General features: G+C 38.7%; 11 protein-coding genes. 3 read left to right on the top strand and 8 right to left on the bottom strand.

What is annotated here, in order from left to right; translation table 11 throughout:
• Window positions 1–88: 88 nt before the first annotated feature.
• The 7 genes from EYS08_RS01960 to dapF all read right to left on the bottom strand — a co-directional run bounded on the left by EYS08_RS01960 (window position 89) and on the right by dapF (window position 11884).
• Window positions 89–871 (bottom strand): 3-keto-disaccharide hydrolase, encoded by a 783-nt coding sequence (locus EYS08_RS01960; RefSeq protein WP_131028166.1) that lies wholly within the window; start codon window positions 869–871, stop codon window positions 89–91.
• Window positions 872–936: 65 nt separating this feature from the next.
• On the bottom strand, window positions 937–1254 hold the full coding sequence (locus EYS08_RS01955) for a YgaP family membrane protein (RefSeq protein WP_131028165.1): 318 nt from the start codon (window positions 1252–1254) through the stop codon (window positions 937–939).
• Between the two features lie 308 nt (window positions 1255–1562).
• A complete protein-coding gene (locus EYS08_RS01950) occupies window positions 1563–4454 on the bottom strand; it encodes a DEAD/DEAH box helicase (RefSeq protein ID WP_131028164.1) in 2892 nt (963 codons plus the stop codon).
• A gap of 227 nt (window positions 4455–4681) precedes the next feature.
• Window positions 4682–6082, bottom strand: coding sequence for an efflux transporter outer membrane subunit (locus EYS08_RS01945; protein WP_131028163.1), 1401 nt, complete (start codon window positions 6080–6082; stop codon window positions 4682–4684).
• A gap of 10 nt (window positions 6083–6092) precedes the next feature.
• Window positions 6093–9269: an efflux RND transporter permease subunit gene (locus tag EYS08_RS01940; RefSeq protein ID WP_131028162.1), complete on the bottom strand. Its 3177-nt coding sequence runs from the start codon at window positions 9267–9269 to the stop codon at window positions 6093–6095.
• Window positions 9270–9317: 48 nt separating this feature from the next.
• The gene (locus EYS08_RS01935; protein ID WP_131028161.1) at window positions 9318–10487 is read right to left on the bottom strand and encodes an efflux RND transporter periplasmic adaptor subunit; all 1170 of its coding nucleotides are present in this window, start codon (window positions 10485–10487) and stop codon (window positions 9318–9320) included.
• A 614-nt stretch (window positions 10488–11101) separates the two neighbouring features.
• On the bottom strand, window positions 11102–11884 hold the full coding sequence (gene dapF / locus EYS08_RS01930) for a diaminopimelate epimerase (protein ID WP_131028160.1): 783 nt from the start codon (window positions 11882–11884) through the stop codon (window positions 11102–11104).
• A gap of 316 nt (window positions 11885–12200) precedes the next feature.
• On the opposite strand from dapF, the gene EYS08_RS01925 reads away from it, so the two are divergent.
• Window positions 12201–13751 carry a trypsin-like peptidase domain-containing protein gene (locus EYS08_RS01925; RefSeq protein WP_131028159.1) on the top strand — a complete coding sequence of 517 codons (1551 nt, stop codon included), beginning with the start codon at window positions 12201–12203 and terminating at the stop codon, window positions 13749–13751.
• A 59-nt stretch (window positions 13752–13810) separates the two neighbouring features.
• Here EYS08_RS01925 and EYS08_RS01920 read toward each other — a convergent pair whose 3' ends face one another.
• Window positions 13811–14155, bottom strand: a complete 345-nt coding sequence (locus tag EYS08_RS01920) for a four-helix bundle copper-binding protein (RefSeq protein ID WP_131028158.1) — start codon at window positions 14153–14155, stop codon at window positions 13811–13813.
• Between the two features lie 820 nt (window positions 14156–14975).
• On the opposite strand from EYS08_RS01920, the gene EYS08_RS01915 reads away from it, so the two are divergent.
• Complete coding sequence (locus tag EYS08_RS01915; protein ID WP_131028157.1) at window positions 14976–15479, top strand: hypothetical protein; 504 nt, start codon at window positions 14976–14978, stop codon at window positions 15477–15479.
• Window positions 15480–15770: 291 nt separating this feature from the next.
• Complete coding sequence (locus EYS08_RS01910; protein ID WP_010599638.1) at window positions 15771–15962, top strand: cold-shock protein; 192 nt, start codon at window positions 15771–15773, stop codon at window positions 15960–15962.
• The last annotated feature ends 81 nt before the right edge of the window (window positions 15963–16043 follow it).

Genomic DNA, 16043 nt, shown 5'->3' with positions numbered 1-16043 from the left:
TTTTTAATGTGTTTAATATTAGGCGATAAAATCGCTGTTTTCATTAATCCTTGTTACAAACGAGGCCTATATTGTTGTTTTGTTGAAATTATAATTCTCTTACCCAGATGTTCCTGTAACTGATTGCAGGACTTGGATCGCCGTGATCTTGTAATTTAATTGAAGCCGGACCATGTTTTTTGTATTCTGGTGCACCGATATACCTGGTTTCCCCTTTTAGTACAAATCCGTTCTGTAAAAGTACGCCGTTTAAAAATACAGTAACACTTGCTGGTTTTTGTACTGTTCCATCTTCATTAAAACGTGGCGCGTTCCAAATGATATCGTAATATTGCCATTCGCCTGGTTTCTTGTTGGCATTTGCCAATGGAATAGCTTGTTTGTAAACACTGCCTGTTTGTCCGTTAACATAGGTTTTGTTATTATAAGCATCCATAATCTGGATTTCGTAACCGTCATCGCCACCGCCAGTTGAGGCTAAAAATACCCCGCTGTTTCCACGTGACTGACCTTCGCCAGTTATGTTTTCAGGAATTTTCCATTCCATGTGCAATTGATAATCGGTAAATTTTTTATTGGTTTCGATATTTCCTGTGCCTTTTTTTACCGTGAAAAAACCATCGTCGATTGTCCAGGCAGCTGGTTTAGATGGATCTTTAACAGAATGCCATGCATCTAAATTTCTCCCGTTGAAAAGAATGGTCGCATCAGATGGTGCATCCTGAGGCAATTTGCCCGGTGTAACAATTTTAGGAACGGGTTCCCAAACCTCAGTTGTTTTTGGGTCTTTGGCAGGATCCGGTTTCTTATCTTGTGCCATAGCTTGCACTGCAAAAAGCGCAGGAATAAATAATAGTGTGTACTTGTTCATGATTGTGGTTTAACTTTTTAAAGTTAACCAGTTTATTAAGAAATGGAAATTTCGTATTTAAAATTTTACCCCAAATCGTCAACAACATAGGTTTCACTTATAATTACTTCGTCAGGGGCAATATCTTCTTTACGCTGTTCGGCCAAATCGCGCATTGGGCAATAACCCGTAATGCCGCGGTATAGTAATCCTGCACCAATGGTTGCACCCGTAAGGCCAATTACAGGATGCGAAAAGATACTGGTAATACCTTTAAAGAGTAAATATGTTCCTGCAGCGCCGGATAACCAACGTTCAGATTTTGAGACGTTTTCGAATAATTCCGGGTACTTCCAGGCTTCTTTAACGTTGTTTACAGCGGTATTAAAATCTTGATTTGTCATGATGGTAAAATTTATGTTCTACTGTATAACAAGTAAGAAGGAAATGAGTTTTGAAAAGAAGTTTAAATGTAAGTCGTTACAAATAAAAATTTCGTCACCTAAGAAACTTAAGGTCATTTAAGAGGATTTTATTGTTCGCATCATCGTCATTCTCGCGTATGCGGGAATCTTAAAGCTAATGTGTCTCACATTTATAATGCATTAAGATTCCCAATCAAGTTGGGAATGACGATATTTCGAGATATATCCAGCTTGCAAAATGTTCACGAATGAACCAATGACTAATGAACCAGTTCCTTGTGACGGCTTTAATTCAATATATCCCGTATATCTTCTTTGCTTAACGATTTAAAGAAACTTTCTTCAGTTGTAATTAAAGAGTTTGCGAGCGATTTTTTACGGTTCTGTAAAGCTAATATTTTCTCTTCAACGGTGTCTTTTGCAATGAATTTGTAAATGAAAACCTTTTTATCCTGACCAATACGGTGCGTTCTGTCGATGGCTTGTTGTTCTACTGCCGGGTTCCACCATGGATCGAGGATAAAAACATAATCAGCTTGTGTTAAGTTTAAACCTACGCCGCCAGCTTTTATAGAGATTAAGAAGACCTTCAGTTCGGTATTTTGCTGAAATTCTGAAACAATTTCGCCACGGTTACGGGTTGCGCCATCTAAATAAGCAAATGGGATATGTTCTGCTTCAAAATGTTTTTTGAAGATATCCAGGTGTTTCACAAACTGAGAAAAAACCAAAACCTTATGTCCGCCTTTAAGTACATTATCTAGTGTATGGATCACGTTTTCGAACTTTCCAGAATCTGAAACATAGGCGCCATCAATCATTACAGGGTGGTTGGCCAGTTGACGTAAAGCGGTTAGCCCTTGTAAAAGCTGCACTTGTTTCTGTGCGAAAGTTCCATCGTCCATACTCTGCAACAAATCGTTACGGTAGGCAGATTTTATTTTTTCGTAATAAGCAGCCTGATCTTCGCTCATGTCGCAATAAATTACCTGTTCCGTTTTAGGTGGTAATTCTGCTGCTACTTGCTCTTTCGTCCTACGGAGCACAAATGGTTTGATAATCGATTGCAGTTTACGCGCTTTTTCTTCGTCCTTTTTCTTTTCTATCGCTTGTACATATTCTTCGTAGAAGAATGCCTGTGTGCCCAATAAACCAGGGTTTAAAAAGGTCAACTGCGACCATAAATCGCTTACTGAGTTTTCTACAGGTGTACCACTCAGAATCAGTTTATGTTTAGATTTTAAGCTTCTAACGGCTTTGAACGATTTCGACGCAGGGTTTTTAATATTCTGACTTTCATCAAGAATAATGTAATTGAAATAGAAGTTTTTCAGTTCATCTACATCTACTCTGGTTACACCGTAAGTGGTAATGATAATATCGTAATTGGCAAAATTGGCAACATCTTTATTTCGGTTGGTACCCGTATGTGCCAGTATTTTAAGCTTTGGTGTAAATTTTTTAGCTTCTGTTAACCAGTTGTAAATTAAAGAGGTAGGCATGATGATGAGCGAGGTCGTCTGCGTTTCAAGCAATTGGTCATCTTCCTTCACCTTTTGCAGCATGGCCAATGTTTGGATGGTTTTACCCAAACCCATATCATCGGCCAAACATCCACCGAAATTGTATTCGCGTAAAAAGCTGAACCAGTTATAGCCAGCTTTCTGGTAATCACGTAAACTGCCTTTAAAATGAACAGGCATTTGCGTATCGGCAATATCCTCAAAGTCTGATAATCGCTGTAACTTGCGTTCAAGCGTAACATTAGCTAAGCTATCTTCAGCCAAATCATTGATGAGACCGATATGGTGTTTCTTTAATTTTAGCGTTTTTCCGGCCTCTGCCAAACTGAACAAACTACCGTATTGCGTAAACCATTTATCCGGGATAATGGCCACTTCGCCATCGGGCAATAAAAACTCACGCTTTTTGTGTAGAATATGCTGCTTTAGTGAAAGAAAAGGAATCTGGTATTTTCCGAACCATACCACGGCATGGATATCGAACCAATCGTTTCCTTCTTTAACTTCAAGATCTATTTTGCTGGCGCCGAAAACAAATTTTTTCTGCCCTGTGGCCTGTTCAATTTCAAAACCCGATGCCTGTAAGATTTCGATATGCTCGTTTACCCAATTTATAGCCCCGTAACTTGGATTTTCGTCGGCAGCAGCTACTTCCAGGTTGCTGAATAAAGAACTCGTTTTTTTTAGTCCTAACGATAACAGCAAATTGAACTGCTTTTTCTCCCATTCTGCCGAACGTTTGATGCGGTGGAAAATATAGTTGTCGGCAGTTTTTTCTAAACGTACAGTTACTTTGTGCGCATTCTCTACTGAAAATGTATATTCTCCGTATTTAAAATATAGTTGAATTTGAGAAAGTCCGCCATCCACGTACAAAACTTTAATTACCGGTATTGCCTCAAACTGTTCGGTTCTGATTTCGAAACCCTCGGCATACACATGGTGTTTTTCTATTAGGGGGGCTACAAACTTTTCAAAATAAGTGGCTTCAGTTGTTTTGGGTATGGCAATAAAGCGTTTATTTAAAAAGGGTTGCAGTTTTTTTCCTTCAATATCCTGATCAAAAAAGTACAATACATCGTTAAGCAACAACCACGCAGGTTTGTTGCTGATAATCTGTGCTTCTTTAAACATAAATTCGATGCGCAGATTCTGATATTTGATGGTCGGAAAATAACGTGTTTCAGTTTCGTTCCTTCGGAAATGAAAAAGAATAGATGCAGGCTCATCAGCCAGTTCGATTTTTCGTTCTACCGGCCAGCCATCTTTGTCCATTATATAAAGCTCGTTTTTGACTTTCAAAAGCTCTAAAGCTTCGGCAAGTTTCTTCTCGATTTTAGGGCGAACATTTTCATAAAATTTATTGTCGAAAATTTTAGTGAAAAACTCAGTTGGCCTGATTAGTTTTTTGTAATATTTTTTAATCAGCGAGTCTTGCTCAATGTCATCTAAAATTTTGATCAGTTTATAATCAATATCACTTAAACAGGCATTAAATTCTTCTGCAGTATGTGTAAAAATCCGTTGGTAAGTAAACGAAAAATCTCCTTGCGGATTGAGCTGAACAATGTGAGGTTCAATTAAATAGCCCAAGTACTCATGTTTGCACAAAGAGTACACCACTTTACAGGCTTTAGAACTATCGACACGTAACATTGATTGGTTTAAAATTTTTTCTAAGCTAAGCGCTTAAAAAACTTTAAACTTACAATATTTTGAGGTTACATCAAAAAGAAGTATCGGTTTTTGAGATAAAAATTATCAGTTTTTTATCGGAATTTAAAGAACAGTGAATTGTTGGATTGTATGAGTGCAAACGAATCAGCCTAAAACAAAAAGGCATCCTGAAAATCAGAATGCCCTAAAAATTTGTTAATTATTGTCTATTTCCAGCCACCGCCTAATGCGCGGTATAAGTTTACAACCGATTGTAGTTTTTGTAATCGATCGTTAATGCCACTTAATTGTGCTGTTAATAGACTTTGTTCTGAAGTTAAAACGTCAGTATAGTTTGTTGCCGAACTGTACCGTAACAATTCTTTGGTAAAATCTACTGCTTTGGTTAGCGAGGCAATTTGTTTTGCCCTTGTTGCTTCTTTTTCCGAAGCGGTTTGATAGGCATACAGTGCATTCGATACTTCCTGTCCACCGGTTAACAGTGTTTGTTGAAAGTTATAGAAAGCAATTTGTTGATTCGCTTCAGCTGTTTTTAAGCGGGCCTTGTTTGCTCCTCTTGCAAAAATGGGCTGCGTTAAACCACCAACCAGATTATAGAAGATAGATTTGCTGAAGAAATCCTGTAATTGTAAGCTTGATAAGCCACCTGTTGCGGTAATGGTTAAAGCAGGATAAAAATAAGCTTTTGCTACGTTTGTGTTTTCGAAAGCTGATCTGAAACCAAATTCGGCAGCTATTACATCCGGGCGGTTTTTTAATAATTGTGCAGAAACGCCGGTTTGTAGATCAGCATATGGTGTCTGCTGATCCAAGGTGGTACGGTTAATTGCATTTGGCGCCTTAGCAACCAAAACACTTAAAGCATTTTCGGCCTCTTTAATACTTCTTTTTAAATCGGGCAGGGTTACCTGAGCTGCGTATAAGTTGGCTTCACTCTGTACAACAGCGGCACCATTAACTACAGCACCTTGTTTTAAGGCTTTCATGGTTTCTACATCCTGCGTTCTTACTTTAATGGTTTGCTCGGTAATTGCCAATTGTTTGTCAAGGGCCAATAAAGTGTAATAATTGTTGGCAATTGTGGCAATTAACTGAGTTTGAACAGCGCGTTTTGCTGCATCACTTTGTAATAAAGTAGCGTAAGCACCGCGTTTTGCACTGCTTAATTTTCCCCAAATATCAGCTTCCCAACTGGTGCTCAGCTGTGCTTTATAGGTTTGAGTTTCTAAATTAATGTTAATCCCAGGAGGAAAGTTTAAGGAGGCCTGCGATTGTTTATTATCCGTTACATTTACATCAGCCTGTAAGCTTGGCAATAATGCTCCACGACTTTGTATTAGTGTTGCTTCGGCAATTTTAATACGCTCGATGGCCTGTTTCAGGTCTAAATTTTCATTTATCCCCTGTTGGATCAGCGACTGTAAAGTGGTATCTGAGAACAACGTTTTCCATTGCACATCGGCAATAGTGGTTGTGTCTGTTGTATTGTTATCACGGTATAAACCTTCACTCTTTAGCTGTGGGCGCTCGTATTTTTTAGTTACGCAGGCGCTTAGGCTGAGGATGGCTAAACCGATTAAAATGGAATGCTTATATCTAAATTTCATGATTTTCAAATTAATGTGGACGGTTAACCGCTAACTCGTACTCTTCTTCTGTTTGTTCGCGATCAATGCCTTCCTCAAAAGGAGAACTGTTACTTATTTTTTCCTGTAAGGTTTGGAAAACAATGAACAGGGCCGGAATTACAAACACACCGAATATAGTACCAATTAACATACCACCTACAGCTCCAGTACCAATAGAAGTATTACCTGCTGCACCAACACCTGATGATAACATTAAAGGCAATAAACCTAGGATAAAAGCAAAAGAGGTCATCAAGATCGGACGTAAACGGGCAGTTGCACCATCAATAGCAGAGTTAATAATACTCATTCCCTTTCGTCGCCTGTCTACCGCGTACTCTACAATTAAAATGGCATTCTTTGCGAGTAATCCTACAAGCATGATCAAGGTAATCTGCGTATAAATGTTATTATCTACACCAAAGATTTTATCAAAGATGAATACCCCGGCTAAACCAATTGGCAACGAAAACAATACCGCCAATGGTAAGATGTAACTTTCGTATTGTGCCGAAAGCAGGAAGTATACGAAGACTACGCAAAGCAGAAAGATAAAAATTGTCTGACTACCACTGCTCACTTCTTCACGCGATAAACCAGAGAACTCATATCCATAACCTGCTGGAAGGTGAATTGCGGCTTCTTCCTGAATGGCCTTAATGGCGTCACCAGAACTAAATCCTGCATTCGGGTTACCTGTAACTGCAATTGAGGTATACAAGTTAAAACGTGAAATAGCTTGTGGCCCATATACTTTTTCTAAGGTGATAAACTCAGAAATAGGAGCCATTGTACCGCTCGAATTACGTACGTAAATACTGGTTAAACTTTGCTGATTAGCACGGTACTTGGCATCTGCCTGGTACATTACCCTGTACTGTTTACCAAATTTATTAAAGTTTGAGGCATAAACACCACCATAATAACCTTGCAAAACACCCAACACATCGCTAACCGTTAAGCCAGCTTGTTTCACTTTTGCCACATTTACATCGATCTGATATTGTGGGAAATTCGGGTTGAACGAGGTTGATGCGTATTGAATTTCAGGACGTTTACTCAATGCAGCTAAAAATGCATTACCCACTTCATTGAATTTTTTAATGTCGCCACCGGTTTTGTCCTGTAACTGAAACTCGAAACCACCACCGGTACCAAAACCCTGAATGGTTGGCGGAGCAAAGAAAATAACCTTTGCACCTTTAATGCTGGCTGCTTTTGCAAATAATTCACCGATAATGGCTTTAACATCACGCTTACGTTTATCCCACGGTTTAAGCCTTGCGATAACCATACCATAAGAACTACCCGAACCACTGATCAAACTTCGGCCAACAACCCTAAATGTAGCCTCTACCTCTGGTACCTTACTTACAATATCATTGATTTTTACAATAATTTTATCGGTTTCTTCCTGTGAAGTAGAAGGTGGCAATGAAATATCAGAGAAAACTGTTCCTAAATCTTCGTTTGGTACGAAACCTTTAGGAGTAGTATTCATAATCCATACCAGCACCACTGCGAAAACAGCAATTCCTAAACCTGCAAGCCATCTTTTTTTGCCTAAGAAGCCAACAGAGCGTTTATATTTTTGCGTTACGGCATCAAATGAAGTATTGAAAGCAGTATAAAAACGCTGCAAGAAATTTTTGCTTTTTTCGTGATCTTCTGCATGTGGTTTTAAGAACATCGCACACAGTGCCGGACTTAATGTTAAGGCGTTGATCGCCGATAAAATAATCGCGATAGCCAGTGTTAAACCGAATTGTTTATAAAATACACCCGACGAACCCTGGATAAAACTTACCGGGATAAATACCGCCGCCATTACCAGTGTAATCGAAATAATCGCACCACTAATGTCATCCATCGCATCTTTCGTTGCCTTTTTAGGGTCTTTGTAACCGGCATCGAGCTTGGCATGCACGGCCTCAACCACCACAATGGCATCATCTACTACAATACCGATGGCCAGTACCAATGCAAATAAGGTTAACAAGTTAATGGTAAAACCGAACAGACTCAGGAAGAAGAAGGTACCGATAATAGCTACCGGAACACTGATTGCCGGAATTAAAGTAGAACGGAAATCCTGTAAGAAGATAAATACAACCAGGAACACCAAAATAAATGCTTCGATCAGGGTATGGATTACCTTTTCGATTGAGGCATCCAAGAAGTTATTTACATTAACTACGGTTTCGTAATGAACACCTTTAGGGAAAGAAGTTGCGGCTTTATCTAAAGTTTTGATCGAGTTTTCGATTACTTCTTTCGCATTCGAGCCCGCTGTTTGACTAATGGCGATACCTAAAGCAGGTTTACCGTTAAACTTTACATAACTGGCATAACTTTGTGCACCAAGTTCTATTCTGGCTACATCTTTTAGACGAAGAATCTGTCCATTAGCATCTGCCTTAATAATGATGTTGCTAAACTCGGTTTCCGTTTTTAAACGACCACTATATTTTAACGTGTATTGAAAAGCCTGGTTTCCCTGCTCACCAAACTGACCTGGTGCAGCTTCGATGTTTTGCTCTGCCAAGGCTACGCTTACATCGTTCGGTACCAGACCGTAAACAGCCATTACTTCTGGCTTAAGCCAGATACGCATGGTATAATCTAAAGTACCAAATGCACTTGCATCACCCACACCACTAATCCTTTTAATTTCGGGGATGATGTTAATGTTGGCATAATTCTGTAAAAACTTCTGATCGTATGATGGATCATCACTGTAAATGGCAAAAATAAGTAAGTTACTCGCCTGTCTTTTTGCCGTAATTACACCCGATCTGGTTACCTCTGCAGGTAATAAACTGGTTGCCCTGGCTACACGGTTCTGCACGTTAACCGCTGCTAAATCGGCATTTGTGCCCAATTTAAAGTTAACGGTAATGGTTGCAGTACCATCGTTACTGGCACTAGAAGTCATGTAAGTCATGTCTTCCACACCATTTATCTGCTCTTCCAGCGGAACAACAACACTGCTCATTACCACATCGGCATTTGCCCCCTGGTACGAAGCCGATACCTGAACGGTCGGCGGTGCAATTTCGGGATATTGCGAGATGGGTAGAGTTACGAGGCCTAATACACCTAATATTACAATTATAATGGATATAACTGTTGATAAAACGGGCCTGTCTATAAATTTCTTAAACATAATTAATATGGATTACACTGATGTAGTGTGATTGCACTGACTATATTGTTATTTTTTTATTTCAGCATAAACTGAATCGGTGTTTTTTACCTCAGGTTTAATTTTAGTCCCGTCTTTTAATGATTGAAAGCCTTCTAAAATAACTTTATCGCCTGCTTTAAGTCCTTTGGTAACCACGTAGAAATTGCCTTTAGCCAATTCCATCACTTCAATTTGGGTATTGATCACCTTAGCGGAATCGCCTAAAATGTAGACGAATTTTTTGCCCTGTAAATCGATAGTTGATTTTTGAGGAACTAAAATTGCATTTTCAACATGCTGAGGGATCCTAACCGATGCACTTGCACCATTTTTTAATAAGAAAACCGGATTAGGGAAGGTTGCCCTTAAACTTGCCGAACCAGTACTTGTGTTAATCTGCCCATTGATGGATTCGATCTTGCCATTTTGTGCATAAATTGAACCATCGGCAAGAACCAAGCTCACCGCAGGGATGTTTTTCATCTGCTGTGCAAGCGTGTTGCCTTTATAGGTATTAGAAAAATCTAAAAGCTGTTTCTCGTTTAGTGAGAAATAGGCGTAAACCTTCGAAGTATTAGAAACAGTAGTTAAAGGCTGTGTGCTGCTGCTGCTCACTAAACTTCCATTTCTGAAAGGGATACTGCCAACTACGCCGTCGACAGGACTGGTAATCGAAGTATAACCTAAATTAACCTGTGCATTTACCAATTCTGCTTTCGCTTGTGCCAGTGCAGCTCTCCTGCTTTGAAGCGTTAGCTGCGCTGCATCCAGATCGTATTTGCTAATGATATCTTTTTCTACCAGGGGTTTGGTTTTGTTTACTGTTAGCTGGGCGGCATTTACATCGGCTTCGGCACTGCTAATTGCTGCTCGTGCTGTTCTAACCTGTTGCTCATACTGTGGTGCATTAATGGTAAAAAGCAATTGACCTTTCTTAACTACAGCACCTTCATCCACCAATATTTTTTCAATAAAACCATCAACTTTCGGACGGATATCGATGTTTTGAATACCTTCAATTGTCGCTGGATAATCAGAATCTAATGTCGTATTTTGTGTGGTTAATGTAAAAACAGGGTAAGCTTGTGGACCAGCAGCTGCAGCAGCAGCAGCTTTTTTAGCTGCATCGTCATTTCCGCAGGACGCTAAAAGCATACCAATGCTCACGCTAAAAAAGAGAGTTGTTACTTTTCTCATGGGTATTTCTGTGTGTTTAAATTTAAATTTCCGGAATTAAGGGCGTTGTCAAAAAATATAGGACTTCGATTTTCGCCAATAAATGCCCAAAAATAGAGCCTAAAAAAAAATAAATCTGTCCGAATTCTGTCATTTAATCAATCGATTGATTTATTTTCCGATTGAAAACCTATTGGATTTCCTTTAAAGTGCTGTTAAGGATTGTGTTGTCATATTTTTTTGCATAAATAACAGTATGTAAATATCTTGCGACAGATGTTAAAAGCTGTTAATTTCAAAGGAAATATACGATTTTTTAGAATAAATGTTGAGTACTTTACGCAACAAAATACATGGATAGTGTCTGTTTTACACAAGCTGTTCAGGTTGCGCTAAACCTATGAGGTTTGAAAAGAAGGTTATTTCATTCCTGACAATAGTCCCCGTGTGTAACGAGGATTAATGAAAACCGCATTTGTAATGCGGAGTAATATTTACCTATATTGGATTATAAATCTCCCATAAGTCTTATGAAAGCGAGATTTAAAAGAAAGCGATGAAATCGCTAATCTCATACATCCTCGTTATAAACGAGGACGATATATGATCTAAAGCAAAATAAGTTTCTATGAAAACTACTCCACTTCTCCCTCAAAAACCAGTTTAGCCGGGCCGCATAAAAATACATTGGTAAATTCCTTGCCATCGTAATCGAATTCTATTTTAATATCGCCACCCAAAACTTTAATCGCTGTTTTAATATGACCGGTTTGTTCTTTGTGTTTCGCCATGGCTATGGCGACTGCGGTTACCCCAGTACCACAGGCATAAGTTTCATCTTCAACACCACGCTCGTAGGTGCGTACAAACAAATAGTCGCCATTATCCTCTACAAAGTTTACATTTATACCTTTTTCTGCATAAGTTCCATTGTAGCGAATGTTTTTCCCTGCAGTAAAAACATCAAAGTCTTTTAAACCGCTTTGCAACGCAACATAATGTGGCGAGCCAGTGTTCAATACATAAGCCTCACCATCTTTGGTAATGGTATCTACATCAATCATTTGTAAATCAACCCATTCGCCATTTTCTGAAATTCTGGCATAATGTGGGCCATCTACTGCCAAAAAGTTTGTTTCGCGATCGATGATTCCAAGTTGTTTGGCAAAGGCAACAATACATCTGCCACCATTTCCGCACATGCTGCCCAGCTTACCATCAGCATTAAAATAATGCATCTCAAAATCGTAATCCTCATGTTTGGTAATAAACATTAATCCATCGGCACCAATGCCAAATCTTCTATGGCATAATTGTTCAACTAATTGATTATCAATGTTTTTTAATGGACTCGCGGTGTGGTCTATTAAAATAAAATCGTTGCCTGCGCCTTGGTATTTAAAGAAATTAATTTTCATGAAAGCTTCATTTTTTAATGCAATATTTGAGTTGCAAAAAGGTAATTAGTGGGTTGTGTTATTAAATTTAACACTTTTTAACACAAAACTAAGTGCTTTGAAGATGCAAATATCGTTTATATGGTATTAAATTTGAGTAAACTTACAAAAGAAAATTTGAGCAGATAGAAACTGCCTGAGCATTCTGCTTAAATCAAAGTGAAAGTGCTCTTGCAAGTAATAACATTTAACAAATGAATATTATAAGCTAACCAAACAATTAGCTAGCAAATCGGCTTATAATAAATCATGGCTTTAAAAAACACAATATAGAAACATGAAAAAAATATTAGGAATTACCGTGTTGGCTGCTTTTATAGGTGGAGCAGCAGCAATTGGAGGTTACAAACTATTTGAGCGTAACCAAAGTGGCAGTACCATTACTGAAAAACAGAACTTATACTTTGCAAATAATCCGCTTAAAATTTCATCAGCGGGAACAGCGGATTTTACGCAGGCGGCAGCAGCTGTTGCACCTGGTGTAGTTCACATTAAAACTACATATGCGGCGCAAAGCGGCGGTGGTAGAAGTTCTTCCCCATTTGATATGATGGAAGATTTCTTTGGTGGTGGTGGCCGTCAAATGCAACGTCAGCCTAGGGCAGCATCGGGTTCTGGTGTAATTATCAGTCAGGATGGTTATATCGTAACCAATAACCACGTGGTAGAAAATGCAGAGAAGGTTGAGGTGGTTTTAACAGACAGACGTAAAGTAGAGGCAAAAGTAATTGGCCGCGATCCGAATACCGATTTAGCATTAATTAAAGTAAATGCAACTGGTTTACCTGTAGTAAAAATGGGTAACTCAGATAATGTGCAGGTTGGAGAATGGGTTTTGGCTGTTGGTTTCCCATTAGATTTAAATACTACGGTAACAGCTGGTATTGTAAGTGCAAAAAACCGTAGCATTGGTATTATTGGCCGCGAGCAACAAGGTAATGAAATTACAGAAGAGGAATATCGCGAATACCAACGTACAGGTAAAAGACCAGATCGTCCGGCAAATACCAGTATCGAATCATTTATCCAAACCGATGCTGCCATTAACCCAGGTAACAGCGGTGGCGCCCTTGTAAACGCAAATGGCGAATTGGTAGGTATTAACTCGGCAATCGCATCGCAAAGCGGATATAACCAAGGTTATGGATTTGCAATTCCGGTTAATCTTGCCCGTAAAATTGTAGATGATTTTATGAAATATGGCTCGGTTAAACGTGGTTACATTGGTGTTAATTTTGTGCCATTAAGTGGTGAAGATAAACCTGAAGGCATTAAAACCAACGAAATAAGTGGTTTGTATGTGAATGATGTAGTTGCTGGTGGCGGTGCTGCTGCTGCAGGTATTAAATCAGGCGACGTAATTAAAAAAGTTGATGGAGTAGTGATCAACGATTCACCTGATCTTCAGGAAAGAGTTGGTCGTTTAAATCCAGGTGATAAGGTTAAGTTAACAGTATTGAGAGATGGTGCACTTAAAGATTACACCGTAACGTTAAAAGGAGAAGCTAGCGTAGGCCTTACAGCCAAAAATGCAACAAGCAAAGGCGCTGAGGTTTCGAAATTAGGTGCAACTTTTGCTCCTGCTACTCAAGCACAGAAATCGAAATATGGCATTAATAGTGGTGTTATAGTAACCTCAGTAACCACAGGAAAAGCATTTGATAATATTGGTGTAGAAAAAGGTTTAATCATTACCAAAGTGAATGGGCAACCTGTAAATTCTGTTGCCGATGTTCAAAAAGCATTGCCTTTAGGCAGAAACAACATGGTGAGTATTTCTGGTGTTGGCGAGCAAGGGTCTTATAACTATAGCTTCCCAGCACAGTAATTGATCTGATAAAAAATGGTTTTTAAAAGCGTCCCAATTTGAAATCGGGGCGCTTTTTTTTAATCCTGATGGATTGGTTCGTGATTGGTATGACAGGCATCTGCACATTCTTCGCAGGCAACAGCGCATTGTCTGCAATGTTCATGATCGTGTTTGCTACATTCGGCTGCACAAAGCCTGCATATTTCTTCACAAAGCAATAAATATTGATGCCCGATAATTGAATCTCTTTGCAATAACCTGGCTGCCTGGGTACAGATATCTGCGCAATCCCGATCTAGTTTAATGCAGTCAATCATCATGCTGATATCTTCTTCTTTTAAGCATGACGATGCACAATGTTCGCAAGCTAGCGCGCAATCTAGTAAAGCCTGGATTAAACCATGGTTGTTTCTCGTTTCCATATCGTAAAAGTTTTGGTTATACTTATTTTGTATATTAATAACCTGTTGGAAATTAAACTGTTTTAAAAAAATGAAATGGGTGACTGGGTGCATCGTTTGCCGCTAATTTAATAGTTTGCTCTATAAACTATTAGGTTATATTTTTAGCCACGGAGGAGGCACAGGTCATTAAGTTAAGTGCCTTTGTTGTCAGTCTGTCCAAAGGACTCCTGTGGAGAGCGTAGTCGAAGATCATTATCTTCGCATTTAAAGACCCAATTTAATATTTTCATGTTTGGAGGGCAATGCTTGTACATAGCAATAAATGCGTTCCCGTTTTGCGCTTATAGGCTTTGCTGCCTCGTACCTCGTTGCTGCAGGGTATCGCTTCAACCGGGGCTAGCTGGCCACAACAACATTTCATTTTTGGGGTTGCAGGGTGTACAAACCCTTGTTCTTTAACCCGACAATAGTGGCAGCTCCCGATTTAAGCACTGTTTTCTTCTTTTTATGGTGTGCTTGCTTGTTCACAGGTTTCATGGGGACTAAAGCGAATGGCGGGACTGCAAACCGCCAAGAACTACTACAGCTACATTTTCTAATAAAAAGACTATCCTTCAACTACGCCCGAGTTGCCCCCTTCAGGAATCTCGAAATGTTAAAATAGCTTAAATAACGGGCTGTTCAGCCAAATCCCTGTACTCAAATCAATATTCATCCGTTTTTCATAATCAAGATTTAGTTTCGCTATTTACCGATTGATAATCAGCGTTTACCGGTACGCTATAAATTAATTTTTTTTATTGTTCCATATTTGAATCAGCAACAAAAACCGAATATTATGGCTTTAGCTAGCATTAACCTCAGGGTAAAACAATATTTCAATTTCATGTGCAGAACGGATTTTGAAAGACGGATATTTCACGATACTTACAAAGAATTTCAAAAAAGATCAAAAATATACAGCTTAGATGAGCAGGCACATACCTTTTCTCAGATGCAGCAAGCCAGCGAAAAGGCAAACGCGTTACATCAAAAACTTCAGTACGCCGTAATGAACAGCATTGCTGCCTTGGAACATAAAATACCTGTCTTAAACGATTTAGAAGATCATCCGATCCTTTTCGATTGGGCCGAATTATATATTTACACTTCGGATCTGTTAAATAAAGCAGCACATGTGGTATCGATCACCTATACCACTCCGAAATTAATTTTACACGAAATCATTGGCGATCTGTTAATCCTAAGCTATAATGGTAAAGAACACGAAACATTAATGGTGAAAATTACTGAAAATCTGATGGTAAATTATGAGCAGCGCGAAAACCTGGTTTATAGTTAATTTATCCTGATTTCTTTCCAGATAGCCAGTATCGATTACGACAGCAATTTATATGTTGAGTTGGTATTTGCTTTTTTTCGATAGCAAAAAGGAGGCAAAGGCTTATTTTGAACGTGCTTTATTGATGAAAACCGGGTGATACATCGAGTAATAATAAATTAAATCGGGCCATTAAATGGGGCTTAAAGGGCAAATTATCAATATATTTAGCAATTATTTATATAATAAAAAATAAAAAATTGATTTATAGGGATTTAACTCTATCTTTGAAACAAATTAAAATACAATATAATGCAACAAGGAACAGTAAAATTTTTTAATGAAACTAAAGGTTTCGGATTTATCACTCCATCTAATGGCGATGCCGAAATTTTTGTTCATGCTTCAGGCTTAATCGATAACATTCGCGAGAATGATACCGTAAACTACGATGTAGAAGAAGGTAGAAAAGGCCTAAACGCGGTAAATGTTAAAGTAGCTTAAGAAAACTCGAACACATAAATCGTAAAAAGTCCCGATGCAAATCGGGACTTTTTTTGTGGAATCAACTTTTGGATTGTCAAT

Origin of the sequence: Pedobacter kyonggii, from assembly GCF_004310665.1 — a bacterium.
In the GTDB taxonomy this organism is placed as follows: domain Bacteria; phylum Bacteroidota; class Bacteroidia; order Sphingobacteriales; family Sphingobacteriaceae; genus Pedobacter; species Pedobacter kyonggii.
Note: the sequence above shows the minus strand (reverse complement) of the source record. Positions and strands in the feature narration are given on the sequence as shown.